We start from the raw sequence: 13,911 nt of genomic DNA on the forward strand, positions 1-13,911 counted from the left end.
TTGTTGCCATGATTGTCAACAATTGTGTTGAGGGGTTATAATCTGGCATGCGGACGACCACGTTGAAGCTTCAGACGACCGATCGCGTTCGTGGCATTGCCGCGACGCTGGAAGAGGAGATCGTGCTCGGCTGGCTGATGCCCCGCGAGCGGTTGGTCGAGGAAGACCTGGCAGAGCGCCTCGATGTGAAGCGCCATGTCGTGCGCGAGGCTTTGGCCGAGCTCGAGCGTGTAGGACTCGTCGAGCGCGTGCCGAATCGCGGCGCCTTCGTGAAACTGCTCGAGCCGCTGGAGGTACGGCAGATCTATTCGGTGCGAGAGGCGCTGGAGACGCTCGCTGCCGAACAGATTCCATTCCCTGCACCGGACCGGCTACTGACACAGCTGCAACAAATTCAGGATGCTCACAGTGCAGCCGTCTCCTCCGGCGACGCTCGCGCTGCTTTCCGCGCCAACATGATCTTCCACGAAGCCCTCTTCGCCGCTTGCGGCAATCCCCATCTCGTCGAACTGATCCAGGCCATGGCTCAGAAGGTCCATGGCGCGCGTTCGATCACTGCTGCGAGCGCGGAGTATCTGGCGCTCGCTCGCGATGAGCATCTCGGAATGATCGAAGCTATCAAGGCCGGAGATCGGGCTGGTTTGGTCGCGCTTTGCCGCAAGCACCTCGGACCGTCGCGAGATGCCTATATCGCAGCAGTTGAGCCGCGTTTCGCGCGCTCAAATGCGCTCAAAGAGGGCCGCCCCATAACTGCCACCCGGAAATAGTCAGGATCTGCCGCCGGAAACCGGTTGTAGCACGACGCTTCGACTGCCCAAGATCAATGGCTCCGTCAGGGCCGACATTGTTCGGGCCGGTGTGCAGACTGGCAACTGGCGCGCCCTGGGTGCAATCGCTTATCGTACCAGACTGAGTTGGCCGGGCGCTTGCCTTTTGCGCGCCTGCAAGGGTGGCGTTCAGCGTCGGACTTGGCGATGCGATCAGGCGGGACCGTGCCAGAAGCGGACCTTTGCGCCGACTTGGAAAGCGGAAATTCGGATCCAGACAGTGGCACGGCTGAACTGACCGATTGCGGGCAAAAGCGCGATGTTCAGCTGTGGTATGTGTCAGGCGGGAAAACACCGGCCTTTCGCGGCGTGGCGGTGGGCCGCTCGATCGAGAGTGTCACTTCCGGCGCCTCATGCCCGATGTGCAGATCGATCAAGCTCGCATTCAATGCTCTGTCGGTGGCGGTTTGACGGAAGTTGAAGCGCAGATAATCGTTCCAGGTGGGCGTGCGGAACGTCTCAGTCCAGACGGCGGTGTCGTGCAGGTTGCGCGTCAGGATCCACCGACGCGCCCCGTTGCGACCTTGGGCCCGGCGGCGCTGCAGCATCAAGGCGAGAAAGGGCTCTACCTGATCGGCGGCGATCCGATATTCGATCTTGATCGCGATCGGCCCGCTGCGCGGCTTCAGGTCTAGGCTGATCACGGGCGCCTCGAAGTGATCGGGCGTCGAAACATCAGCGTCCTTGCGTTGATGGATGGGCAGGATCAAGCCGAGGATGGCGACGCCAAGAGAGGCCGCCGTCGAGGCCTGCAAGGCGAGGCTTAGGGAATAGCTCTCCGTCACCATCCCCCAGAGCCAGCTCCCGACTGCGAGCCCGCATGAGGTGAGAGCGTAGTAGAGCGAAATCGTCCGACCGACGACCCAGCGCGGGCTCGCCCATTGAACGCTGATGCTCAGGCCCGACCATCCCAAAACCCACCCGGCCCCCCCGAGCATGAGCGCAATGGCGGCGACGGCCGCAGTTTGCGTCAGCGAAAGGCTGATCGTGCAGGTCGCGCAGGCGACGCAAGCCAACTTCAACATCTGTTCGTCTGACAGTTTTCGCCTGAGCGTCGTTGAGGTCAGGCCCGCCAGCAGCGCCCCGGCGCCAAAGCCGGCCATGAGAACCCCATAGGCAACCGCCCCCTGTTTCAGCTGATCGCGAACCACCAGTGGAAGAAGGGCGAGGATTGCGATGCCCGCGAGCCCGAACAGAAATCCGCGCGCGAGCGCCGTCTTGATCTCGGACGACAGCGACGTGAAGCGAATGCCGTCGGAGATCGCCGTCAGCATCGCTTCGGGCGGCAGTCTCGATACCGGCACCTTCCATTTGGACCGCCAGACCACGATCAGCGGCGCGAAATGGCCGAGGGTGTACAGGCAAAAGGCCGTCAGGGGGCCGAAGGTCGCGAGAATGATGCCGCCGAGCGCCGGCCCGACGCTGCGCACGGTGTTGAACCCGACCGATGTCAGCGTCACCGCCGCGGCAAGGTCCTTTCGATCAACGATATCGCCCACCGATGCCTGCCAGGCCGGGTCATTGAAGGCGATGCAGCATCCCGCGAGAAAGCTGAAGAACAGGATGATCCAGGGATTGATCAATCCCACCGCGACAAGGACCGTCAGCGTGGCGGCGGTCAGGGCCATGAGGGAGCGCGCGATCAGCATCACTCTGCGGCGATTGAAATTGTCGACGATGGCGCCGGCAAAAATCGATAGGATGAATGCGGGCAGGTTTGTCGCGGCCTGAACCAGTGCGACCATCACGCTGGACGGTGTGATGGTCGCCATCAGCCAACTCATGGCGATGGTCTGGATCAGCCATCCCAATCCCGAGATCAGCCCGGCAAGCCAGATCGCCCGGAAAGTGACATTGTTGAGCGGCGCAAACGGCCCAGTTCCTGCTGCGGGCTTTCGCACATCCATAACCGGCTTATTTCCGACGTCTGTTGATGGGGCGCCGGTTAATTCCGAGCGTGACGCTGAATTCTTATGTCACGACCTCTGTTTGGGAAGCGTCATTTCCGTCTCCGGCTCATTACCGGAAAGCGGAGGTTGAGAAAGCTTAAAGGCGCCCCGCGGCAGACGTCTCGGGTAAGACAATCTTGCCAGCCTCGCGCCACGAGCGAACTCCAACCCTCTGCCCGCAACCGGACCTCGACAGAGCCGCTCATCTCGACCGAAAACGAACTGGCTCATAGCTTCATTGAGCGCGATCTTTCCGGAATGACTCGCGGCGGTGCTCCGCCGCCAACATTCGTCGCGTAGGCAAAATACGATTTGCGCTGTCCGTTGACGGGCGAACTCGGTCGCGGTCTAGACACCCCACGTCGTCATGTCAGCGGAGTGAGCGGCGCGGGGCGTCGCGCGCTCACGGCGTCCTGGCCGCAGACCGTTTGGCGCGGGCTTGGAGGTATTCCTGAGCCAATCAGCAACGCCTTTCGCAATTGTCGGATTTTTACCGATCGTCGCGGGTGGGGTAGAGCCCCTCGCTCAGACTGTCCCGGCGGTGTGACCCCCGTGTCTTCTGCGTAGGTTACGCAGATTCCAGACTGACCTGTCTATGGTCCGCCTCGAAGCAAGAACGACGCGATGACAGGATCGGCGTCGATGTCCAACGAAGAAGACAGGAAGGCGGGCAAGTCAGCCGTGCTGCAGCGGTTCCCGACGGAGCGCCGGGCTATCGAGCAGCTCGCGGCGCGGAGTGAGGACTTTTGCGACATGTGCGAGGAGCTTGTCGAGGCGGAGCTGGCACTGCGCGTGGCCCAGATGATGCCGGCGGAAATTCGCGGTGAAAGAACGGCGGAATGGGTCGCCCAGATCGAGAGGCTCTCGGCCGAAATCGGCAGGGCCCTCAGGACGGCCAACGTCATCCCGATCGGTCGGGTCAACCGGCCGAAAACTCACTCCTGAGCATAGGATTCCGATGGGATCGGGTCGATCCCGCGCGAGTTTCGGGGCCGCGAGAGGCACGGAGAGTTAAACCGAGGGAGAGCAGGCATGTACTATACCGACAACTCGATACTGCCCGAGAACATGGCGCCGCTGATCATCACAGCGGCGCCCTATGGGCCTGCGTGGCTGCCGGGCGACGCGAGCGACATCCCCCTGACCTGGGACGAGCAGGTCCAGGCCGCCGTCGACTGCTACGAAGCCGGCGCCACTATGCTGCACTTCCACGTTCGCAACCCGGCCACCGGCTTGGGGTCGACGAACTTCGACGACTATAACTACCTGCTGAAGCGAGTGAAGGAAGCCGTGCCGGATATGATCATCCAGGTCGGCGGCTCGATCTCGTTCGCACCGCACACGGCCGACGCCAAGGCGAAGTGGCTCGACTACGACACCCGCCATATGCTCACGGAGTTAGATCCGAAGCCGGAGTATGTGACGGTGTCGACCGGCACCACGCTCTGGGACATCGCTTCGATGTTCTCCAAGGACGACATCAAAGGGACGCATATGGACGATCCCAAAGTGCTGGCGGCCTGGGCCGGCATGGTAGTGGATTCAACCCCAGAATTTTACGTCGAACACCTCAAGCGCCTTCGGAAGAATGGCATCCAGCCTTACTTTGTCCCCGCTCATGTCCACCAGTGGGAGCTCATCGAGCGGTTGATCCGCGCGGGCATTTATATGGGGCCGCTGAACATGGCGCTGTGCGCGTACGGCGGTGGAACGTTGGGCCGAAATCCGTTCGATCTGATGCACTTCCTGCAACGCTTGCCGCAGGGTTCTGTCAATACCTTCTGGTCGAGCATGCGCGGACTGATCTCGATCTCGGCGATGTCCATGGTGCTCGGCCAGCATGTCCGGGTCGGTAACGAGGACAATCTCTGGGGCGCCGATCGCACCCGCAAGACCACGGTGGAGCAAGTTCAGGGCGTGGTGCGCCTGTGCAAGGAGTTCGGCCGTAAGGTTGCGACGGCCGAAGAGGCGCGCAAGATCATGAAGGTCGGCACTTGGTACAATAGCGTTGAAGAGACGCTGCGAAACAACGACATGCCGCCCAATCCCACCGAGTTCAACCCGGGCTTCCTGACCTGGCCGACCGACGGAAAGATCAAGCCGGCTGTCCTCGGCGGCGACTCGCATCCGATCGCCGCTTGCATGATCGCGCCAGCGCCCGTCCGGGCCGCGCAGGCGCAACTGAAGATCGCGACGGCGTAACCGCCTGCTGTCCATGCACCTATACGGGGGCCTGCGCTCCGGCGCGGGCCACTCGTTCCAAAACGAGCGCGGGAGCGGAATGCGTGACTGGCCAGATAACCCACTTTGAAATCTACGGCGACGAGCCGGAGAAGCTCTCCAAGTTCTACGGCGCACTCTTCGGTTGGCGAATGGAACAGGTCGAAGGCCTGGACTATTGGCGCATCCATTTGGACCCGGCCGACATCGACAGCGTGGGAGGCGGGCTCACCTACCAGCCGAAAGCCGACCCGAAGGGCTGGCTGCAGTTCGTGAATGTCGAGTCGATCGACGATTCGCTGGCCCTCGCCGAGCAAATGGGGGCAAAAGTCGTGAGGCCTAAGACCGCAGTACCGAGAACGGCATGGGTCGCCGTTCTCGCCGATCCGTCGGGAAACATGTTCGCGGTCTGGCAGCCCGATGCCAAGGCCTTCCCGATGCCGGAACCCGATTGAAGGATGTTCAAATGGAAAGGCAGCGGCAAGACGACGGCTCGCTCGGGCCGTGGGAGAGCGACGCCCTCACCCAACTCGAGACATGGGATCCTCGCTGGGCGCATGCTTGTCAGGCGATGAGTACAAATGCCTGGGGCGGCGCGGTTCTTCCACGCAGGTTCGTCGAGTTGATTGCCGTCGGGATCAATGCAGCCTGCACAAATCTCGATAGGGAGGGCACCCGCCGTCACATCAGCGCCGCCCTCGACGCGGGCGCCACGCGTGACGAACTCCTGACGGTCATCAAGATGGCGACCGTGATGTCGATTCACTCCTGCAGCCTGGGCGCCCCGATCCTGCTCGATGAAATGAAGGCGTCGGGCAAGCAGTCGGCGGAACGGCCTCCGGTTGCGACGCCCGCATGCGACAGGATGAAGAACATCGGCCAGTGGAACGAGGCCTGGAATCCCTTTTTTGAGCTCGATCCACGATGGACCGACGAGTTCATGGCGACGGGCGCCGGAATCTACGGCAGCGGGATTTTCAGTTCGAAGGAGATGGAGCTTCTCAGCATCGCCTTCGATGCATCGTTCACGCACATGTATGCGCCGGGCACGCGTCGGCACATCAAGGCGGCCTTGGCGCTGGGAGCAACGGCCGAGGAAATCATGGAGGTTCTGAAGCTATGCACAGCCCAGGGCGTGCAGGCCTGCAACCTCGCGATTCCGATACTGGCCGAGGAAATGGCGAATCGTTCGAGCAGCTGAAGCGGGGATGCAGGCGATGACAGAAGCTGACCCCGGGGAGCGAGATGTCGCCGACATCGCAGATGCCACGACCGCGCCGAAAGACCGGGCACACAAACTGCGGGCGCGCGTCCTCGACGAGGCAAGACGGTTCGTCGTACTGTTCCTGTACCTATGGATATTGTTCGGACTCTTCGTGCTGAACGAGCGGATCATTCTCCGCGAACACGAAATCAGTTTTGCGTCACAGGGCTTTGCAGTATTCAACGCGTTCATCCTCGCGAAAGTCATGCTTGTCCTGGAGGATCTCAATTTAAGCAGATGGCTCGATCGGTGGCCTCTGATCTATCCGATCCTGCATGACTCCTTCCTGTTCTCGATTTTGTTCGTAGCCTTCCACGTTCTTGAAGAGATCATCATTGGCCTGTTCAAGGGCGAATCCGCCATCACCAGCGTTCCGGCGATTGGCGGAGGAGGAATGGCCGGCGTCCTGTGTGTCGCCGTGATCCTGTTCTTCGCTCTCATCCCGTTCTTCGCATTCCGGAACTTCAATCGCGTGCTCGGTCAAGGCCGAATCGAAGCGCTGCTGTTCAAGACGGTGGTTCGGGACTCAGCCGATTCTTAGTGTTGCTGGTGGCCGTTTTCCGGACTGACATCCCTGCTCACATTCCTGGTCCGACGAAGGTGGATTCGGTTCGCCCCGTGCCATGGCGCGCGTCGAGCCAGCGGGGTTGGCGTCCGTACCGATCGAACTGTTGCTAGCCGGTTGCTTTACCATGGCGAAGGGCGCGATCTTCGGGCTGGAAACCACCGCGATCCCCGTCGGCGTCCTGCTGTATCCGCTGCAACACAGGATCTATCCCGCGCGCCTCGTCTCGGGAGGAGCGGTGTCGGGCCGCTGAACTTCTGGGCGCTTGCTTCGGCTAGTTGGATTTCGGCCGGTCCTCGCCGGGCGGCGCGATGCCGGCCTTGCTCAAGGACTGCATGAAACGATCGATGTCCTCCCGGCGGACGACCCGCAGCGCCACCTCTGATCGAAGGTTGGCGATGAGCCGAGGCGCATGGGCCTCCATCCACGTCCGTTCGCGCGCGGCCTCGGTGGTTTGACCCGCCTCGCCGTAGATCGCAGCGGCGATCATATGATAATTGGGGTTCTCCGGCGCAGGCGTCTTGGTGATCCACATCGCGGCCTCCCGCAAGTCTCCCTTGAAATAGCTGCAGAGTGCGAGGCCCGACTCGTAGTAGGCAAGCGGCCCGGGATTTCGCTTTCGAGCTTCGTTCATGAGCGCGCAGCCGCGTGCCCAGTTACCGGCCAGCGAGAGGCGGTAGCCGTACTCGCCGACAAGCTCTGTATCGTTGGGGTTGAGGCCAAGGGCCTGCTCGCCGATCTTCAGGGCGGCCTCGACTTCGCCGTGGAAATACAAGGCGAACATCTGGGCCTGGAGGGCGCGAATGTTATCCGGATCGAGTTCCACGGCACGGCGCGCGGCTTCGAGCGCCCTGTCGATCGAAGCCGGAGACGACGACGGGTCGATCGGGTAGCGAAAGCGGATTTCGTCGACATAGGCTTGCGAGAGAAGCGCCCAGGCCGTCGCATAGTTCGGAAAGCGCCGCACCGCATCTTCAAGGCATTTGCGGACCGATGGATGCTTTTTGCCGTCGAGGCTGGCGCGATAGGCGTAGTAGGTCAGCGTGCAGGCATAGGCCTGCCAATCGTCCGGCGCGTTCTGAGGCCGCTGGGATGCGTCGGCCAGATAGATCACCCCATAGGGCTGCCCGAGCGGCGTTGCGACCTGCCGGGCGATGTCGGTCACGGTCGCGATGAGCTTCGAGGCCTGCAGATCGCCGGTGTAGCTGTTTGCCCAGATCACCGAGTTATCGACACGGTTGAGGACACGGGCGCGAAGCCGGAACTCGTTGTCGGTGACGTTGATGTCGCCCGCGAGGACATAGCGCGGATCGGAGGCCGAGGACCGGGCCGAGGACGCGCCGGCATAATCGCGCGGGTCGCCTACCACCGTCACGATGTCCTTGAACTTGGCGATCTGCTCGATGACCTCTTGCGTCAAGCCGCGCGCGATAGCTTGGGAGTTACCCGCATTAGTCAGGTCGTCGAAAGGTCTCACCAGCAATCGGGGCAGGGCCGGAGCCTCCAGGCGATCCATGCTGGCCCGGTTCACCGCCAGCCAGGACAGGGTTGCAAGTGCCACCAGGCACGCGATCCCGACGGGGAGCGCGCGCGGCCAACGACCCCGCCTGACCACCGGGACGGGGCCCGTCGACGATGGCCGCACGTCGAATTTGGGGACATAGCTGCCTTTCGGGATCGATATGACGATCTCATCCGAAACCCCGGCGGTGACATAGAAGAGTTTCAACGCGCGCCGAAGATGCCCAGCCTCAATGCGGACGACCGGGTCGGAGTGCGCGTCGAACAAGGCATCCCGCCCGAAGACCTCGACCGCGATCGCATACGCCTTAATGCGGTCGGCGCGGCCCGCGATAGCCTCCTCGACAACATAGTCCAGAAATTTCCGCGACCGCTCCGTCGCATCGAAATCCGGGCTTTTCAGGATGCGACCAAGCTGAGCCCTGACGCTTTCAGCTTGGGGAATGCCGGCGGTCCCCGTTTCGCACGGTGTGTCTGCGGCCGAAGCAACCGGTGAGGAACCCAGGATACTCCGCGCTCGCATGATACTCTTCCCGCGAGGACACACGCTCGAATACTAAATATTATAGCCTAGTATGGGATTTTCGGCCGGACATACAAGTCGATCGACGTTCGCGCCAAGGCGCGGGTCACGACGCTGCATCTCCGGCGACAGCCGCTGGTCGAAGCAATCCGCAGCTCGCCGACGCTCGCCCGCTGCGGCAACAGATCTACTTCTGCTTCGCCAATGCGTCTGGAATTCAACCGCCTTTGGCATGATTGGCCAGGCCCGGAAGCGGGACGTTGCCGAAGTGAATCGCCCGTAAGCGGACATCTCAGACGTCGGCAAGCGGCCGCCCCCGCTTGTCAGGCGCCTCGTGGCGAATGTCTCACTTGGGGCGCCACCAGACCACGAAGGCAAACCTGTGAATGTCTGGTTCGGGGCGGCAGCCAGAGTCTGCTTATGGCGCGAACCGGAGCGCATTGCTCAATGAATGATCGCGCCTCGCGCCACCCACGTGACTTGCGAGCGAGAGCGAGTGTTGGGGTATCCGCAACTTCCGGTCCCCTATTTCTCAATTAAATCATCTGCTTAGTGCAGATAGAAGTGGCGGAGACGGAGGGATTCGAACCCTCGATACCCTTGTGGGGTATGCTCATTTAGCAAACGAGTGCCTTCAGCCTCTCGGCCACGTCTCCGGCGAGAGGCTCTATGCCTGATTGCAGAGGCCTTTGACAAGCCTCGCCGATAACTTCCTTCGTACGACCTGTGTATTCGCGCGAACGCGGCGCTCGACCACTCCCGTGTGAAGGGAGTGCTCGAGAGGTAAGAGGCCGCCGCAACGGAGCCCTGCGCCGGCCTGGCTTGCTCCCCGGCGGCGCTGCCACTAAATTGCTGTTGTCCGTTGGGGTGCCGAAAGGCTGAGAGGCGTGGCTTGCGCCAACCCATCGCACCTGATCCGGGTAATGCCGGCGAAGGGAACGGTCTTCGGCTCGCAGACAAGTTGCTCGCGCCTCAGGCCGCTGCCTTCCCGGGAGCAGGGAAAGCATGACGGCAGAACGTCCTCAGTCAGGCCTGACAGTCGCGGTGGTCGGCGCCGGCGTCGTCGGTCTCGCCTGCGCCACCGAACTGCTGGCGCGCGGCGCTGACGTCACCGTGCATGAACGCGGCCCGCGCGTCGGGGCCGAGGCCTGCTCCTGGTATGCTGGCGGCATGCTCGCGCCCTGGTGCGAGGGCGAGAGCGCCGAGGAGCCGGTGATCCGGCTAGGGCAGCAGGCAGCCGACTGGTGGGAGCGTCATGCCGGCGGCGTCGTCCGCAAGGGCACGCTCGTCGTCGCGCCAAGCCGGGATCGGTCGGAGCTGCGCCGCTTCGGCCAGCGAACCAGCCATTTCGAGGATATCGACGGCGAGGCCATCGCCGGGCTGGAGACCGATCTCGCCGGGCGATTCTCGCGCGGTCTGTTCTTCTCTGGGGAGGCGCATCTCGATCCCCGACAGGCGATCGCCGCTCTGGGCGAGCGGCTGGTCGCGAACGGCGCCGTCATCCATTTCGACAGTGCGGTCGAACCGGCCGATCTCGATGCCGATATCGTCCTCGACTGCCGCGGGCTGGCTGCGCGCGATGTCCTGCCGGAACTGCGCGGCGTCAAGGGTGAGATGCTGCTGCTCCGGAGCGACGATATCAGCCTGTCGCGGCCGGTTCGTCTGCTGCACCCGCGTATCCCGCTTTACATCGTGCCGCGTGCCGACGGGCTCTTCATGGTCGGTGCGACGATGATCGAGAGCGGGGAGCGCAGCCGCATCTCGGCCCGCGCCATGCTGGAGCTGCTCGGCGCGGCCTATGCGCTGCATCCAGCCTTCGGCGAGGCGGAGGTGGTCGAGATCGGTACCGATGCCCGCCCGGCCTTTCCCGACAACCTGCCGCGGCTGACACGCCGCGGGCGGGTGATCCACGTCAACGGACTCTACCGCCACGGTTTCCTGCTCAGCCCCGCGATGGCGTGGATGGCGGCGGAAGCCGTGTCCAATCCGCAATCCAGACCGGAGATGCTGCATGACCTTGCTGCTTAACGGCGCGCCGCAGGAAATCGCCGCGAAGACGCTGGCGGAGGCGCTGGCCGAGCTCGGCTATGGCGGCCGCATCGTCGCGACGGCGGTGAACGGCGAGTTCGTGCCGGCGCGCAAGCGGGCCGAGATGCCTTTGAACGATGGCGACCGCATCGAGGTCGTCGCGCCGATGCAGGGAGGCTGAGATGGCGTCCTTCTATGGTTTCGAGCCGCAGAATCCGCTTTTCCTCGGTACAGCGCAGTATCCGTCTCCCGCGATCCTGGCCGAGGCGGTGAAGCGCTCGGGCGCCGAGGTCGTCACCGTCTCGCTGCGGCGGGAATCGGCCGGCGGCGCCGGGCAGGCGTTCTGGGCGCTGATCCGCGAGCTCGGCGTCAAGGTTCTGCCGAACACGGCGGGCTGTCACACCGTCAAGGAAGCGGTGACCACCGCACAGATGGCGCGCGAGGTCTTCGGCACCGACTGGATCAAGCTCGAGGTGATCGGCGAGGACGACACGCTGCAGCCGGATGTGATCGCGTTGGTCGAGGCCGCCCGCATCCTCGCCGATGACGGCTTCAAGGTCTTTCCCTACACCACGGAGGATCTCGTCGTCGGCGGGCGGCTGCTCGATGCCGGCTGCGAGGTGCTGATGCCCTGGGGCGCACCGATCGGCTCGGGCAGGGGGCTCAACAACCCCTATGGCCTGCGCAGCATGCGTCAGCATTTCCCTGACATTCCGCTCGTCGTCGATGCCGGTATCGGCCTGCCTTCCCATGCCGCACAGGCGATGGAGATGGGCTATGACGGCATCCTGCTCAATACCGCCGTCGCCAAGGCGGGCGACCCCGCGGCGATGGCGGAGGCCTTCGCGCTCGCCATCCGCGCCGGCCGCCAGGCCTTCGCCGCGCAGCCGATCGAGGCGCGCGACATGGCCGCTCCCTCCACCCCCGTCATGGGCAAAGCCTTCCTGGCCTGAAAGACTCGTCCCGCATGAAGCTCGATCCGTTCTACCCCATCTTCGACAGCGCCGATTGGCTGGAGCGGATGCTGCCGCTCGGCGTCAAGCTGGTGCAGTTGCGCGTCAAGGACCGCCCCGAGGCCGAGGTCGCACGCGAAATCGCCCGGGCGAGGACGCTCTGCGCGGCGGCCGGCTGTGTGCTCGTCGTCAACGACTACTGGAAGCTCGCCATCGCCGAGGGCTGCGATTTCATCCATCTCGGCCAGGAGGATCTCGACGACGCCGATCTCGGCGCGATCCGCAAGGCGGGGCTCAAGCTCGGCGTCAGCAGCCATGACGAAGCCGAGCTGGAGCGGGCGCTGGCGACGGAGCCGGACTATGTCGCGCTCGGTCCGGTCTATCCGACGATCCTGAAGCAGATGCGCTTCGGGCCGCAGGGGCTGGAGCGGCTCGGCGAGTGGAAGCGCCGTATCGGCGACCTGCCGCTGGTCGGCATCGGCGGCATCTCGCTGGAGCGGGCGCCGGGGGTGTTCGAGGCCGGTGCCGACATCGTCGCGGCGGTGACCGACATCACGCTGAACGCCGATCCTGAGGGGAGGCTGAAGGCTTGGGTCGCGGCGACGCGTGAGCGCCCGTCGCCCGGGTCCTGAACGCTGTCATCCCGGACAAGCGGCAAAGCCGCGCTGATCCGGGATCCATGCCTGAACCTGTGCCGGAGGCGTTCCGGCATGGATCCCGGGTCTCCGCTTCGCTGCGCCCGGGATGACTACCGATCATGTCGATGGTGAAGGGAGAGCTTCAGCTCTCGGCTTCCGCCGGCATCGTATGGCCGTCGACATGGCCGAGGCTGCGCTCGGGGTCGAGCCGGTCGCGCACGCGCTGCTTCAGCACCTTGGAATCCGGGAAGCCGCCATCGGTCTTGCGGTCCCAGATCAGCTCGCCGTCATAGGTAATCTGGAAGATGCCGCCGGTGCGCGGGATCAGCGCGACCTCGCCGAGATCCTGCCCGAAGGTCGAGAGCAGCTCCTGGCCGAGCCAGGCCGAGCGCAGCATCCAATTGCACATCGAGCAATAGGTGATGGCGATGCGGGGAGCGGGCTTGGTTTCGGTCATGATCGGCCACCGTTGAAAGGGATGTTCGCCTCGACATCCCGCTTCCGTTGCCGCGATGCAAGCCTGAAAGCGGCATGGCGGCTGCGCTTTGTCAGCCCGCCATCGTGCTCAGGCTGCGCGAGGGATAGCGCAGCGCGACATCGAAGGGGTTGAGCTTGGCGCCCAGAGCTTCCGCCTCGCTGCGCAGCATGGCGATGACGTTGGGCAGCCGGTCCTCGCGCAGCCGCTCGGCCAGCGTGCCGACGCTGAGCGCCGCGACCACGCGGCCCCGCGCATCGAAGACCGGCACGGCGACACCGGCCATCCCTGCGATGAGCCCGGTATTGAGGTTGACCCAGCCCTGCTCACGCGCCGTCGCCATCGCGCTGCGCAGCGCGGCTTCGTCGAGGAAGCCGCGGTCGAGCAGGCGGGGCATGTTGAAGCGGATCACCGCCTCACGCTCGTCCTCCGGCAGATGGGCCAGCATGGCGAGGCTGCCCTGGCCGATGCCGAGCGGTACCTTGCCGCCGATATCGCCGGTGAAGGAGCGGATCGGGAAGGGTCCCTCGATCCTGTCGAGGCAGACGGCGTCATAGCCGTTGCGGACCAGCAGGAAGATCGTGTCGCTGAGCGTCGCGGAGAGCCGCAGCAGGACGGGGCGGGCCAGCTCGCGCAGGCCGCCTGCCTGCCCGGCGCGGGCCGCGATGACGAAGAAGTCGAGCGCCAGCCGGTAGCGCTTGCCGCCGGCTGCCTGCTCGACGAAGCCTTCGGCCATCAGGTCGCGCAGCGCGCGATGTGCGGTGGGCTGGCCGCAGCCGGCAGTCTCGGCGATGTCCTTCAGCCGCATGCCACCACCATCGCCCTCCGAGAGGATGCGCAATAGCCCAAGCGCGCGGCGAAGCGAGGAGACGGGTTCGTCGACAGGTTGCATGCGAGAAAATCAAACGTCAGATGGCGATCAAAATTCTGCATAGAGAAATTATGTCA

General features: G+C 63.9%; 15 protein-coding genes, 1 tRNA gene and 1 riboswitch. Of the genes, 11 read left to right on the forward strand and 5 right to left on the reverse strand.

Going from position 1 to position 13,911, the window contains the following annotated elements:
* The first annotated feature begins 47 nt into the window (after positions 1-47).
* The gene (locus AC1DNE_RS11020) at positions 48-767 is read left to right on the forward strand and encodes a GntR family transcriptional regulator (RefSeq protein WP_476765984.1); all 720 of its coding nucleotides are present in this window, start codon (positions 48-50) and stop codon (positions 765-767) included.
* 323 nt (positions 768-1,090) lie between these two features.
* On the opposite strand, the gene AC1DNE_RS11025 is transcribed toward AC1DNE_RS11020, so the two are convergent.
* A complete protein-coding gene (locus tag AC1DNE_RS11025; RefSeq protein WP_441468453.1) occupies positions 1,091-2,734 on the reverse strand; it encodes an MFS transporter in 1,644 nt (547 codons plus the stop codon).
* A gap of 684 nt (positions 2,735-3,418) precedes the next feature.
* On the opposite strand from AC1DNE_RS11025, the gene AC1DNE_RS11030 reads away from it, so the two are divergent.
* The 6 genes from AC1DNE_RS11030 to AC1DNE_RS11055 all read left to right on the forward strand — a co-directional run bounded on the left by AC1DNE_RS11030 (position 3,419) and on the right by AC1DNE_RS11055 (position 7,078).
* Positions 3,419-3,721 carry a hypothetical protein gene (locus AC1DNE_RS11030; protein WP_441468452.1) on the forward strand — a complete coding sequence of 101 codons (303 nt, stop codon included), beginning with the start codon at positions 3,419-3,421 and terminating at the stop codon, positions 3,719-3,721.
* A gap of 87 nt (positions 3,722-3,808) precedes the next feature.
* Positions 3,809-4,978 carry a beta-keto acid cleavage family enzyme gene (locus AC1DNE_RS11035; RefSeq protein WP_441468451.1) on the forward strand — a complete coding sequence of 390 codons (1,170 nt, stop codon included), beginning with the start codon at positions 3,809-3,811 and terminating at the stop codon, positions 4,976-4,978.
* A gap of 83 nt (positions 4,979-5,061) precedes the next feature.
* Positions 5,062-5,451, forward strand: a complete 390-nt coding sequence (locus AC1DNE_RS11040; RefSeq protein ID WP_476765985.1) for a VOC family protein — start codon at positions 5,062-5,064, stop codon at positions 5,449-5,451.
* An 11-nt stretch (positions 5,452-5,462) separates the two neighbouring features.
* Positions 5,463-6,197 carry a carboxymuconolactone decarboxylase family protein gene (locus tag AC1DNE_RS11045; protein ID WP_441468449.1) on the forward strand — a complete coding sequence of 245 codons (735 nt, stop codon included), beginning with the start codon at positions 5,463-5,465 and terminating at the stop codon, positions 6,195-6,197.
* Between the two features lie 16 nt (positions 6,198-6,213).
* Positions 6,214-6,801, forward strand: coding sequence for a hypothetical protein (locus tag AC1DNE_RS11050; RefSeq protein WP_441468448.1), 588 nt, complete (start codon positions 6,214-6,216; stop codon positions 6,799-6,801).
* Between the two features lie 82 nt (positions 6,802-6,883).
* The gene (locus tag AC1DNE_RS11055; RefSeq protein ID WP_441468447.1) at positions 6,884-7,078 is read left to right on the forward strand and encodes a hypothetical protein; all 195 of its coding nucleotides are present in this window, start codon (positions 6,884-6,886) and stop codon (positions 7,076-7,078) included.
* A gap of 21 nt (positions 7,079-7,099) precedes the next feature.
* Here the strand turns inward: AC1DNE_RS11055 and AC1DNE_RS11060 are convergent, their stop codons facing one another.
* Together AC1DNE_RS11060 and AC1DNE_RS11065 are read right to left on the reverse strand one after the other, a co-directional pair.
* Positions 7,100-8,869 (reverse strand): hypothetical protein, encoded by a 1,770-nt coding sequence (locus AC1DNE_RS11060; protein ID WP_441468446.1) that lies wholly within the window; start codon positions 8,867-8,869, stop codon positions 7,100-7,102.
* A gap of 565 nt (positions 8,870-9,434) precedes the next feature.
* A tRNA-Ser gene (locus AC1DNE_RS11065) sits at positions 9,435-9,525 on the reverse strand.
* A gap of 197 nt (positions 9,526-9,722) precedes the next feature.
* Positions 9,723-9,824: riboswitch (TPP riboswitch) on the forward strand.
* A gap of 77 nt (positions 9,825-9,901) precedes the next feature.
* Between AC1DNE_RS11065 and thiO the strand changes: the two genes are divergently transcribed.
* The 4 genes from thiO to AC1DNE_RS11085 are packed head-to-tail and all read left to right on the forward strand — an operon-like array spanning position 9,902 to position 12,482.
* Positions 9,902-10,897, forward strand: a complete 996-nt coding sequence (thiO, locus tag AC1DNE_RS11070; RefSeq protein ID WP_441468954.1) for a glycine oxidase ThiO — start codon at positions 9,902-9,904, stop codon at positions 10,895-10,897.
* Entirely contained in the window at positions 10,881-11,078 is a 198-nt protein-coding gene (thiS, locus tag AC1DNE_RS11075; RefSeq protein WP_441468445.1) for a sulfur carrier protein ThiS, read from the forward strand. Before thiO ends, thiS begins: the two co-directional genes overlap by 17 nt.
* 1 nt (position 11,079) lies before the next feature.
* The gene (locus tag AC1DNE_RS11080) at positions 11,080-11,850 is read left to right on the forward strand and encodes a thiazole synthase (RefSeq protein ID WP_441468444.1); all 771 of its coding nucleotides are present in this window, start codon (positions 11,080-11,082) and stop codon (positions 11,848-11,850) included.
* Between the two features lie 14 nt (positions 11,851-11,864).
* Complete coding sequence (locus tag AC1DNE_RS11085) at positions 11,865-12,482, forward strand: thiamine phosphate synthase (RefSeq protein ID WP_441468443.1); 618 nt, start codon at positions 11,865-11,867, stop codon at positions 12,480-12,482.
* A 148-nt stretch (positions 12,483-12,630) separates the two neighbouring features.
* Here AC1DNE_RS11085 and AC1DNE_RS11090 read toward each other — a convergent pair whose 3' ends face one another.
* Positions 12,631-12,945 carry an Rdx family protein gene (locus AC1DNE_RS11090; RefSeq protein ID WP_441468442.1) on the reverse strand — a complete coding sequence of 105 codons (315 nt, stop codon included), beginning with the start codon at positions 12,943-12,945 and terminating at the stop codon, positions 12,631-12,633.
* Positions 12,946-13,036: 91 nt separating this feature from the next.
* Complete coding sequence (locus AC1DNE_RS11095) at positions 13,037-13,855, reverse strand: IclR family transcriptional regulator (RefSeq protein ID WP_441468441.1); 819 nt, start codon at positions 13,853-13,855, stop codon at positions 13,037-13,039.
* Positions 13,856-13,911 lie beyond the last annotated feature (56 nt).

Source organism: Allobosea sp. 05L423, assembly GCF_056397745.1.

What these genes read in the sequence shown, in the direction of transcription:
- AC1DNE_RS11030 (WP_441468452.1), top strand. Translation starts at nt 3,419, where the DNA reads ATGTCCAACGAAGAAGACAGGAAGGCGGGCAAGTCAGCCGTGCTGCAG.
- AC1DNE_RS11085 (WP_441468443.1), top strand. Translation starts at nt 11,865, where the DNA reads ATGAAGCTCGATCCGTTCTACCCCATCTTCGACAGCGCCGATTGGCTG.
- AC1DNE_RS11050 (WP_441468448.1), top strand. Translation starts at nt 6,214, where the DNA reads ATGACAGAAGCTGACCCCGGGGAGCGAGATGTCGCCGACATCGCAGAT.
- AC1DNE_RS11025 (WP_441468453.1), bottom strand. Translation starts at nt 2,734, where the DNA reads ATGGATGTGCGAAAGCCCGCAGCAGGAACTGGGCCGTTTGCGCCGCTC.
- AC1DNE_RS11045 (WP_441468449.1), top strand. Translation starts at nt 5,463, where the DNA reads ATGGAAAGGCAGCGGCAAGACGACGGCTCGCTCGGGCCGTGGGAGAGC.
- AC1DNE_RS11055 (WP_441468447.1), top strand. Translation starts at nt 6,884, where the DNA reads ATGGCGCGCGTCGAGCCAGCGGGGTTGGCGTCCGTACCGATCGAACTG.
- thiS (WP_441468445.1), top strand. Translation starts at nt 10,881, where the DNA reads ATGACCTTGCTGCTTAACGGCGCGCCGCAGGAAATCGCCGCGAAGACG.
- AC1DNE_RS11020 (WP_476765984.1), top strand. Translation starts at nt 48, where the DNA reads ATGCGGACGACCACGTTGAAGCTTCAGACGACCGATCGCGTTCGTGGC.
- AC1DNE_RS11090 (WP_441468442.1), bottom strand. Translation starts at nt 12,945, where the DNA reads ATGACCGAAACCAAGCCCGCTCCCCGCATCGCCATCACCTATTGCTCG.
- AC1DNE_RS11095 (WP_441468441.1), bottom strand. Translation starts at nt 13,855, where the DNA reads ATGCAACCTGTCGACGAACCCGTCTCCTCGCTTCGCCGCGCGCTTGGG.
- AC1DNE_RS11060 (WP_441468446.1), bottom strand. Translation starts at nt 8,869, where the DNA reads ATGCGAGCGCGGAGTATCCTGGGTTCCTCACCGGTTGCTTCGGCCGCA.
- AC1DNE_RS11080 (WP_441468444.1), top strand. Translation starts at nt 11,080, where the DNA reads ATGGCGTCCTTCTATGGTTTCGAGCCGCAGAATCCGCTTTTCCTCGGT.
- AC1DNE_RS11035 (WP_441468451.1), top strand. Translation starts at nt 3,809, where the DNA reads ATGTACTATACCGACAACTCGATACTGCCCGAGAACATGGCGCCGCTG.